This window comes from Isoptericola sp. NPDC060257 (assembly GCF_042726645.1).
Lineage (GTDB): Bacteria > Actinomycetota > Actinomycetes > Actinomycetales > Cellulomonadaceae > Isoptericola > Isoptericola nanjingensis.
This window is the reverse complement of record NZ_JBHXAW010000164.1, coordinates 1-10134: the sequence shown is the minus strand read 5'-3', so window position 1 is coordinate 10134 and position 10134 is coordinate 1. Positions and strand designations below refer to the sequence as shown.

At 74.6% G+C, this 10134-nt stretch carries 10 protein-coding genes; all 10 read left to right on the top strand.

The window, feature by feature from the left end; translation table 11 throughout:
- On the top strand, positions 1-1670 hold a 1670-nt coding region (locus tag ACFWEK_RS13890), incomplete at its 5' end, for a molybdopterin dinucleotide binding domain-containing protein (RefSeq protein ID WP_430554431.1).
- Positions 1667-3403, top strand: a complete 1737-nt coding sequence (narH, locus tag ACFWEK_RS13885; protein ID WP_430547562.1) for a nitrate reductase subunit beta — start codon at positions 1667-1669, stop codon at positions 3401-3403. The genes ACFWEK_RS13890 and narH, both read left to right, overlap by 4 nt.
- Complete coding sequence (narJ, locus tag ACFWEK_RS13880; RefSeq protein ID WP_430547563.1) at positions 3400-4119, top strand: nitrate reductase molybdenum cofactor assembly chaperone; 720 nt, start codon at positions 3400-3402, stop codon at positions 4117-4119. Before narH ends, narJ begins: the two co-directional genes overlap by 4 nt.
- On the top strand, positions 4110-4871 hold the full coding sequence (narI, locus tag ACFWEK_RS13875) for a respiratory nitrate reductase subunit gamma (protein ID WP_430547564.1): 762 nt from the start codon (positions 4110-4112) through the stop codon (positions 4869-4871). The genes narJ and narI overlap by 10 nt, the downstream gene beginning before the upstream one ends.
- A gap of 43 nt (positions 4872-4914) precedes the next feature.
- Entirely contained in the window at positions 4915-6144 is a 1230-nt protein-coding gene (locus ACFWEK_RS13870) for a nitrate/nitrite transporter (RefSeq protein ID WP_430547565.1), read from the top strand.
- A gap of 88 nt (positions 6145-6232) precedes the next feature.
- Positions 6233-7651: a molybdopterin molybdotransferase MoeA gene (locus ACFWEK_RS13865; RefSeq protein ID WP_430554430.1), complete on the top strand. Its 1419-nt coding sequence runs from the start codon at positions 6233-6235 to the stop codon at positions 7649-7651.
- Position 7652: 1 nt separating this feature from the next.
- Positions 7653-8417 carry a molybdenum cofactor guanylyltransferase gene (locus tag ACFWEK_RS13860; RefSeq protein ID WP_430554429.1) on the top strand — a complete coding sequence of 255 codons (765 nt, stop codon included), beginning with the start codon at positions 7653-7655 and terminating at the stop codon, positions 8415-8417.
- Entirely contained in the window at positions 8414-8746 is a 333-nt protein-coding gene (locus tag ACFWEK_RS13855; protein ID WP_430554428.1) for a DUF6457 domain-containing protein, read from the top strand. Before ACFWEK_RS13860 ends, ACFWEK_RS13855 begins: the two co-directional genes overlap by 4 nt.
- 4 nt (positions 8747-8750) lie before the next feature.
- Complete coding sequence (gene moaA / locus ACFWEK_RS13850; RefSeq protein ID WP_430554427.1) at positions 8751-9860, top strand: GTP 3',8-cyclase MoaA; 1110 nt, start codon at positions 8751-8753, stop codon at positions 9858-9860.
- A 2-nt stretch (positions 9861-9862) separates the two neighbouring features.
- Positions 9863-10134: MoaD/ThiS family protein (locus ACFWEK_RS13845; RefSeq protein WP_430554426.1), on the top strand; the 272-nt coding region annotated here is incomplete at its 3' end.

Here is a 10134-nt window from a genome sequence, read left to right as displayed (position 1 = left end):
CCCTGCGGTTCGCCTGCGAGGACCCCGACGACCCGGCGAACTTCCCCCGGGTGCTGACGATCTGGCGGGCCAACATCCTCGGCTCCTCCGGCAAGGGCAACGAGTACTTCCTCAAGCACCTGCTCGGCACGGACGCCTCCGTGCTGGCCGACGAGGCCCCGGAGGGCCGGCGTCCCACGTCGATGACGTGGCGTGACGAGGCGCCGCGCGGCAAGCTCGACCTGCTGGTCACGATGGACTTCCGCATGACGAGCACCACGCTGTTCTCCGACGTCGTGCTCCCCGCGGCCACCTGGTACGAGAAGCACGACCTGTCGAGCACGGACATGCACCCGTTCGTGCACTCGTTCAACCCGGCGATCAACCCGCCGTGGCAGACCAGGACCGACTTCGACACGTTCCACACGCTGGCGGGGCTGGTCTCGCAGATGTCGGTGGAGCACCTGGGCGTGCGCGAGGACCTGGTCGCCACGCCCCTGCTGCACGACTCCCCCGACGAGCTCGCGGTGCCGCACGGCACGCTCACGGACGCGGGCGCGCCGGTCACGGAGCGCGAGCTGGTCCCGGGCGTGACGATGCCGCGGCTGCAGGTGGTGCAGCGCGACTACCCGGCGTTCGCCGCGCGCATGGCCGCGCTCGGACCGCTCACCGACTCCAAGGGCATGGCCACCAAGGGCGTCGCGTTCATGCCGGACGAGGAGGTGCGCAGGCTCGGGCAGGTCAACGGCCTGGTCACGTCCGGCCCCGCGGCCGGACGGCCGCGCCTGGACCGCGACACGCACGCCTGCGAGACGATCCTGGCCCTCTCCGGCACCACCAACGGCCGGCTCGCGGTGCAGGGGTTCGAGCACCTGGAGAAGCGCACCGGCCAACGACTGGCGGACCTGGCGGCCGACGACCAGGCCAAGCGCGTCACCTTCCCGGACGTGCAGTCCCGCCCGACGACGGTGATCACCTCCCCCGAGTGGTCCGGGTCGGAGCACGGCGGGCGCCGGTACACGGCGTTCGCGGTGAACGTCGAGCGGCTCAAGCCGTGGCACACGCTCACCGGGCGCCAGCACTTCTACCTCGACCACGACTGGATGATCGAGCTGGGCGAGCAGCTGCCGGTGTACCGGCCGCCGCTCGACCTGCATCGCCTGTTCGGCGACTCCCCCACGCCCGGCGCGTTCGACGACGGGGGCGCCGACGGCAGCGGAACCGGCCACGCCGCCGTCGCGGTGCGCTACCTGACCCCGCACTCGAAGTGGTCCATCCACTCGGAGTACCAGGACAACCTGTTCATGCTGTCGCTGTCGCGCGGCGGCCCCAACGTCTGGATGAGCCCCGCGGACGCCGCGAAGATCGGCGTCGAGGACAACGAGTGGATCGAGGCGGTGAACCGCAACGGCGTCGTCGTGGCGCGCGCCGTCGTCTCCCACCGCATGCCCGAGGGCACGGTCTACATGCACCACGCCACGGACCGCACGGTGGACGTGCCGCTCGCCGAGACGTCCGGCCGCCGCGGCGGCATCCACAACTCCCTGACCCGGATCCTGCTCAAGCCCACGCACCTCGCGGGCGGGTACGGGCAGCTCACCTACGCGTTCAACTACCTCGGCCCCACCGGCAACCAGCGGGACGAGGTCACGGTCATCCGGCGTCGCAGCCAGGAGGTGCGGTACCAGTGAAGGTCATGGCGCAGATGTCGATGGTGATGAACCTCGACAAGTGCATCGGGTGCCACACCTGCTCGGTGACGTGCAAGCAGGCGTGGACGAACCGCACCGGCACCGAGTACGTGTGGTTCAACAACGTCGAGACCCGCCCCGGCCTCGGCTACCCCCGCACCTACGAGGACCAGGAGACCTGGCAGGGCGGCTGGGTGCGCACCAAGCGCGGCAAGCTCAAGCTCCGCGCCGGCGGGCGGGCCAAGAAGCTCGCCTCCATCTTCGCCAACCCGAAGCTGCCCTCCATCCACGACTACTACGAGCCGTGGACGTACGAGTACGACATGCTGCTCAGCGCCCCGCAGGGCGAGCACACGCCGGTGGCGAAGCCGAAGTCGCTCCTCACCGGCGAGGACATGTCGATCCAGTGGTCGGCGAACTGGGACGACGACCTCGGCGGGTCCACCGCGACGATGCAGGACGACCCGATCCTCAAGCACATGAGCGAGCACGTCGCCGAGGAGCTCGAGCAGACGTTCATGTTCTACCTGCCGCGCATCTGCGAGCACTGCCTCAACCCGTCCTGCGTCGCCTCCTGCCCGTCGGGCGCGATGTACAAGCGGGTCGAGGACGGCATCGTGCTCGTGGACCAGGACCAGTGCCGCGGCTGGCGCATGTGCGTCACGGGCTGCCCGTACAAGAAGGTCTACTTCAACCACAAGACCGGCAAGGCCGAGAAGTGCACGCTGTGCTACCCGCGCCTCGAGGTCGGGCTGCCCACCGTGTGCTCCGAGACCTGCGTCGGCCGCCTGCGCTACCTCGGCCTCGTCCTCTACGACGCGGACAAGGTCGGCGCGGCCGCCGCCACCGAGGACGAGACCGACCTGTTCGCGGCGCAGCGGTCGGTGTTCCTCGACCCGCACGACCCCGAGGTGGTCGCCGCGGCGCGCCGCGAGGGCATCCCCGACGACTGGATCACCGCCGCGCAGCGCTCCCCGATCTGGAAGCTCATCTCGGAGTACGAGGTCGCGCTCCCCCTGCACCCGGAGTACCGGACGCTGCCGATGGTCTGGTACATCCCGCCGCTGTCCCCCGTGGTCGACGTCGTCGCCAGCTCCGGCAACGACGGCGAGGACGGGCGCACCCTGTTCGCCGCCATCTCGCAGCTGCGCATCCCGCTGGAGTACCTCGCCGGCCTGTTCACCGCCGGCGACACCGGCCCCGTCGAGCGGGTGCTGCGCCGGCTCGCGGCCATGCGGTCGGGGATGCGGGAGGTGAACCTGGGGCGCGAGTTCCCCGAGGAGAACGCCGAGGCCGTCGGCATGACCGGCGACCAGGTCCAGGAGATGTACCGCCTGCTGGCCATCGCGAAGTACGAGGAGCGGTACGTCATCCCCACCGCGCACACCGAGGTCGCGCGCGAGCTGGAGGAGATGGCCTGTTCGCTCGACTTCGAGGGCGGCCCCGGCATGGGCGGCGCCGGCCCGTTCGGCACGTCGTCGGGCCAGCCCACCCCCGTGGCGGTGGAGAACTTCCACGCCCTGGCGGCACGGCAGACGGCCGACTCCCCGCATACGCCCTCCTCCCCCAGCCGCGTCAACCTGCTCAACTGGGACGGTCGCGGCCGCCCGTCCGGCCTCTTCCCGCCCGGCGACGGCGGCGGACAGGGCGCGGGCGACCGGGGCACCCTGCCCGGCGGGCGCCAGGACGCGACGAACGAGGAGCCCGGGGGCTTCGAGGGGAGCGCGCGATGAGCCGCCTCGCGTTCCTGCCCCGCCCCGGGGTCCGGGCGAAGCGGCTCGACCCGCTCGCGCCGGTGCCGCTGGGCGACGGGGACCGCGCCGTCGCGCACATGGCCGCGTCGGTGCTGCTCGCCTACCCCGACGACGCGACGCTCGCGGCGGCGCCCACGGTGCGCGACGCCGTCGCGCCCCTGCCCGCACCGGTCCGGGACCGCCTCGGCGGGCTCGCCACGACGCTGCTCGACGGCGATCCCGACGCGCTGCAGGCCCGGTACGTGGCGACGTTCGACCTCAAGCGTCGCTGCGCCATGTACCTGTCGTACTACGCGGCCGGCGACACCCGGAAGCGCGGCGCCGCCCTCGTGCGGTTCGTCGAGGCGTACCGCGCCGCCGGGTTCGAGACCACCGGCGACGAGCTGCCCGACTACCTGCCCACCGTCCTGGAGCTGTCCGCCCGCGGCGGGCCCGACGGCGCCCGGATCGCCGGCGCGCTGCTCACGGCCCACCGGGACGGGATCGAGGTGCTGCGCTCGGCGCTCGCCGCGCAGCGCTCGCCCTGGACGGCGGCGGTCGAGGCCGTGAGCCTCACCCTCCCGCCCGTCGACGCGGCCACCGCCGAGCGCGTCGCCGACCTCGTGGCGGCCGGCCCGCCCGCGGAGCTGGTGGGCCTGAGCGGGTACGGGGATGCCGGGTACGGGAACGAGGGGAAGGACCTGCCATGGGCCTGACGGACGCCTCCGCCGACAAGATCATCCTCTGGGTGGTGCTGCCGTACGTGACCTTCGCCGTCCTCGTGGTGGGGTCGATCTGGCGGTACCGGTACGACAAGTTCGGCTGGACCACGCGGTCCAGCGAGCTCTACGAGAAGCGCCTGCTGCGCTGGGGCTCGCCACTGTTCCACTTCGGGCTGCTGTTCGTGGTGCTCGGCCACTTCCTCGGGCTCGTGATCCCGAACACCTGGACCGAGGCCGTGGGGGTCAGCGAGGGGTTCTACCACTTCATCGCGACGTCGATGGGGTCGATCGCCGCTCTCGTGGCGGTCGCCGGGCTGCTCATCCTCATCTACCGCCGCCGGGCCACCGGGCCGGTCTTCCTCGCGACCACGCGCATGGACAAGACCATGTACGTGTTCCTCGCCGCGTCCCTGCTGTCGGGGGCCTGGGCCACCGTCCAGACGCAGATCCTCGCGGGCGGGCACGGGTACGACTACCGGGAGACGATCTCGCCCTGGTTCCGCTCGCTCTGGTACCTCCAGCCGCAGCCCGCGCTCATGGAGGGCGTGCCCGCGGCGTTCCAGGTGCACATCGTCGCGGCGATGCTGCTGTTCGCGCTGTGGCCCTTCACGCGGCTGGTGCACGCGTTCTCCGCCCCCGTGCAGTACCCGTTCCGGCCCTACGTGGTCTACCGCTCCCGCGAGGCGTCCGTGACGTCGCGGGCGCCGCGGCCCGGGTGGGACCCGACGACGACGCCGCCCCGGTGATCCCGACCGTCCGTCACGACCGTCCGTCACGACTGGAGGAACCATGACCTCGGCAGCCACCCCCGGACCGGCCGACGCGCCCGCCGCCCCGGCCGTGCAGGGCAACGTCACCCAGCTCACCCTCGCGACGATCGGCTTCGCGATCTGCTTCTGGGCGTGGGCGCTGCTGAGCCCGCTGGGCAAGAGCTACGGCGAGCTGTACGACCTGTCCGACTTCGAGGTGTCGGTGCTCGTCGCGATCCCCGTGATCGTCGGGTCGCTCGGACGCATCCCGATCGGCGCGCTCACGGATCGGTTCGGCGCCAAGGTGATGTTCCCGCTGTGCAGCGCGCTGACGATCATCCCCGTGCTGTTCATCGGGTTCGTCGCGAACAGCCTGGTGTGGCTGCTGATCGGCGGGTTCTTCCTCGGCCTGGGCGGGACGACGTTCGCCATCGGCGTCCCGTTCGTGAACAACTGGTACCCGCCGGCCCGCCGCGGCACCGCGATCGGTATCTTCGGCGCGGGCATGGGCGGCACGGCCATCGCCTCGTTCTCCACGGTGCCCATCCGCGACGCGTGGGGCGACGGGGCCCCGTTCATCATCGTGGCGGTGTTCCTCGCGGTCTTCGCCCTGGCCTCCCGGGCCCTGCTGCAGGACTCCCCGGCGTGGTCGCCCGGGTCCGGCGGCGGCATGTGGGCCCGCACCTGGGCGACGCTGAAGATCCCCGCCACGCTGCAGCTGTCCTGGCTGTACGCGATCGGCTTCGGCGGCTTCGTCGCCTTCTCCGTGTACCTGCCCACGTTCCTGCAGAACGCTTACGACCTCAGCGCCGGCGACGCGTCGTTCCGCACCGCCGGCTTCGTGGTGCTCGCGGTGGTCTGCCGGCCCCTCGGCGGCACCCTGTCGGACAAGGTGGGCGGCGTCGCGGTGAACCTGGTGTGCTACGCGATCGTGACGGTCGGGGCGGCCGTGATCATCTTCCAGCCCGCCCTGATCCCCGTGGCGACGATCGCGTTCCTCGCGATGGCGGCGGCGCTCGGCGGGTCCTCGGGCGCGACCTTCGCGCTCGTGGCGAAGATGGCCCCGCCCGGGACCGTGGGCGCCGTGACCGGCGTCGTCGGCGCCGCCGGCGGCCTGGGCGGCTTCATCCCGCCGCTGATCATGGGCGCCGTGTACGGCGCGCGGGGCGACTACGGCATCGGGTTCGGCCTGCTCGCGCTGACGGCGCTGCTCACCCTGCTGTTCACGCTCGGCCCGGTGCGCAAGCGCGTGCGGGCGAACGCCGGATGACGGCGCGCCCCGGCGCCTCACCCCCGGATGTGGTCGGTCGTGAGGCGCGCGCCGCACGGGCGACACGTCGTCGGCCTAGCGTGGCCCCATGAGCACCGCGCGCAGCACGCCACGGAGCATGGCCGAGCACGTGTCCGCGGTGCTGGCGCGGGTCGCGCCGCTGCCCGCGGTCGACGTCGGCCTGGCGGAGCTCGCCGTCGAGGGCCCCGGCCGCGTGCTCGGCGCCGACGTGCGCGCCGTCGCGCTCGTGCCGCCGTTCGACGCCGCGGCGATGGACGGCTACGCGGTGCGCCTGGCCGACCTTCCCACGGACGGCTCCCCCGTGACCCTGCCCGTCGTCGGCGACCTCCGCCCCGGCGCGCCCCCCGACCGCTGTGGGCGGGAGACACGCCCTCGACACGCCGACGGAGAGGGCCACGATCCCACCCACGACACAGGCGGGGCTGCGGTGCGGATCATGACCGGTGCGCCGGTGCCGGGCTGGGCGGACGCCGTCGTGCCGGTCGAGCGCACGTCGACGGGCCGGTTCGTCGCGGGCGGCCCGACGACGGAGCTCGAGGTCACGCTCGCCCGGCAGCCCCGGGCCCACGTGCGGCACCGGGGCGAGGACGTGCGGCCCGGCGACCTGCTCGGCCGGTCGGGCGACGCCGTCACCCCGGCGCTGGTCGCCGTCGCGGCCTCGGGCGGGCTGACCGCGCTGCCGGTGCGCCGGCGGCCGCGCGTGGCCGTGCTGTCGACGGGGTCGGAGCTGGTGCCGGCCGAGGGCGGTGACCTCGCCGGCGACGGGCGGATCCCCGACTCCAACTCGCTGCTGCTGACGGCGCTCGCCCGCGCCGCGGGCGCCGACGTCGTGCGCGTCGGCGCCGTCCGCGACGACGCCGACGCCCTCCGCGCCGCCCTCGATCGCGTGGTGGGCGCGATCTCGGCAGGTGCGCGGCCCGCCATTCCCGGCGAGATCGCGCCCACGCCTCGTCCCGCGGGTGCGGCCGTCGACCTGGTCGTCACGACCGGCGGGGTGTCGGCGGGCGCGTCGGACGTCGTGCGGGCGGTGCTGGCCGCGGACGACGCGCGGCTCGCGGACGTGGACGTCGCCGCCGTGGCGCTGCGGCCCGGGCGGCCGCAGGCGCTCGCGCGCTGGCGGGGGGTGCCGTGGGTGGCGCTGCCCGGCAACCCGGTGAGCGCGTTCGTGTCGTTCGCGCTGTTCGTGCGCCCCGCGGTCGCCGTCCTCGCGGGCCGCGAGCCCCCGCGTCCGGTGCGGCGCCCCGCCGCCGAGGCCTGGCCGAGCCCGCCGGGACGGACCCACGTCGTGCCGGTGCGGACGCTGCCGTCGGGCGCCGTCGCGCGGGCCACCGCGCCGGGCGCCGACCACCGTCCGGGCGGCCACGCGACGTCGACGCTGCTGGGCGCCGACGCGCTCGCCCTCGTCCCGGCGGACGTCGAGAAGGTCGAGGCCGGCGACGCGCTCGACGTGCTGCCGCTCGACCTGCCGTTCGGCGCCGGGGCCTGACGTGGCAACCGACCGCACGACGCCCGTCGGGCACGACGCCGTGATCCTCGCCGGCGGTCGCGCCACGCGCCTGGGCGGCGTGCCCAAGCCGACCGTCGTGCTCGACGGCGCCACGCTGCTCGACCGCGCCCTCGCCGCGGCCCGCGACGCCGCTCGCACCGTCGTCGTCGGCCCCGACCCCGTCCTGCCGCCCGGCCGCGACGTGCTCGCCACCCGCGAGGACCCGCCGTTCGGGGGCCCTGTCGCCGGCCTCGACGCCGGGCTGCGGGCCCTGGACGCGGCGGCGGTCCCGGCGCCGGCTCACGACGCGCCGCCGTGGGTGCTCGTGCTCGCCGTCGACGTGCCGCGTGCGGGCGACGCGGTTCCGCTGCTGCGCGCCGCCGTCGACCTGCCCGTCGGCGACCTCGACGGCGCGTACCTGGTCCGCGAGGGCCACGCGCAGTGGCTGGTGGGCCTGTACCGGCGCGACGCGCTGCGCCGTGCCCTCGACGCCGTGGCGGCGTCGGCATCGCCCGGCGCCGCGGGGCTCGCCGGGGTGCCGGTGCGCCGCCTCGTCGCGGAGATGTCGTGCGCGGAGGTGCCCGACCGCGACGCCGTGAGCGCAGACGTCGACACCTGGGACGACCTGCGACGGCTTACGGTAGGACTCCACGCAGGACGCCACACAGCAAGCCGCACGGGAAGCCACACGGTCGTGGCGGCCCGCGCCGGTACGGAGCCCGCGACGCCCCGACCGCCGACCGACCGCCCGGGAGGACACCGATGACCGACCAGACGCCCCCCGCCACCCCCCGCGGCGCGGAGCCCGGCTCCAGCGTGCTGGACCGGTGGGTGGACGCCCTCGAGGCGGAGCTCGGGCTGCCCCCGCGCAGCGTGGACGTCGGCGCGGTGCTCGACCTCGCGCGCGACGCCGCGCACCAGGTGGCGCGGCCCGCCGCGCCCGTCACCGCGTACGCCGTCGGGTACGCGGAGGGGCTGGCCGCGGCGCGCGGCGAGTCGTCCGACGCGCTCGACCGCGCGACGTCGTCCGCACTCTCCTGGCAGGACCCGGGCCCCGGCGACACGGCCGGGACCGAGACCGGGGCGGGGAGCTGATCGGATGACGACCGTCTCCCTCGGGATGCCGCGCCTGCCCGGCGCGGGGGTGCCCGACGTGCGGCTGCCCGCGGACCGACCGGCCACCGGCGGGCTCGTCGACACCTTCGGCCGGGTCGCGACCGACCTGCGCGTCTCGCTCACCGACCGCTGCAACCTGCGCTGCACGTACTGCATGCCGGCCGAGGGCCTGCCGACCCTGCCGAAGGACTCGGTGATGACGCGCGAGGAGATCATGCGGCTCGTCGGGATCGCGACGAGCGACCTGGGCGTGCGTCAGGTGCGGTTCACCGGCGGGGAGCCGCTGCTGCGCCGCGACCTCGTGGAGATCGTGCGCGACTGCGCCGCCCTCCCCCGCCGCCCGGAGCTCAGCCTCACGACCAACGCCGTCGGCCTCGACTCCCGCGCCGCCGCGCTGCGCGAAGCCGGGCTGGACCGCGTCAACGTCTCCCTCGACACCCTCGACCCCGACACGTTCGCCACGCTCGCCCGCCGCCCGTTCCTCGAGCGCACGCTCGCGGGGATCGACGCCGCGGCGCGGCAGTTCGACCTCGTGAAGATCAACGCGGTGCTGGTGCGCGGCGTCAACCTCGACCACGCGGCCGAGCTGCTCGCCTGGTGCCTGGAGCGCGGGTTCGAGCTGCGGTTCATCGAGCAGATGCCGCTGGACGCCGACCACGCGTGGGACCGCGCCGCGATGGTCACCGCGGCCGAGGTGCGCGAGCAGCTCGGCACCCGGTTCGCGCTCGAGCCCGACGAGGAGCCGCGCGACGGCGCCCCCGCGGAACGCTTCGTCGTGCGGGACCCGCGCGGCGACCGCCTGGGCCGGGTGGGCATCATCGCGTCCGTCACGGAGCCGTTCTGCGACGACTGCCGCCGCACCCGGCTCACCGCGGAGGGCGGGGTGCGCGACTGCCTCTTCGCGCACACCGAGACCGACCTGCTCGGGCCGCTGCGCGCCGGCGCCGACGACGCCGTGCTGGCCGACCTGTGGCGCGCCGCCATGTGGGCCAAGCAGGCCGGGCACGGCATGAGCGACACCGGCTCCGGCACGGACCTGGACAGCTCGGGGTTCACGCAGCCCGAGCGCACCATGAGCGCCATCGGAGGATGACGATGACGGATCAGCTGGAGACGACGCAGGCCGTGGAACACACCGTGGCCCTGCGCTACTTCGCCGCCGCCCGCGCCGCGCTCGACCGCTCGGAGGAGACGCTCGCCGTCCCGCCGGGCGCGACCGTCGCCGACATCGTCGCCCGCGTGGCCGCCGCGACGCCCGCGGCCGGGCCCGTGCTCGCCCGGTGCAGCGTGCTGCTCGACGGCCGCCGGGCCGCGCCGTCCGACGTCGTGCCGGCCGGCGCGAGCCTCGACCTGCTGCCGCCCTTCGC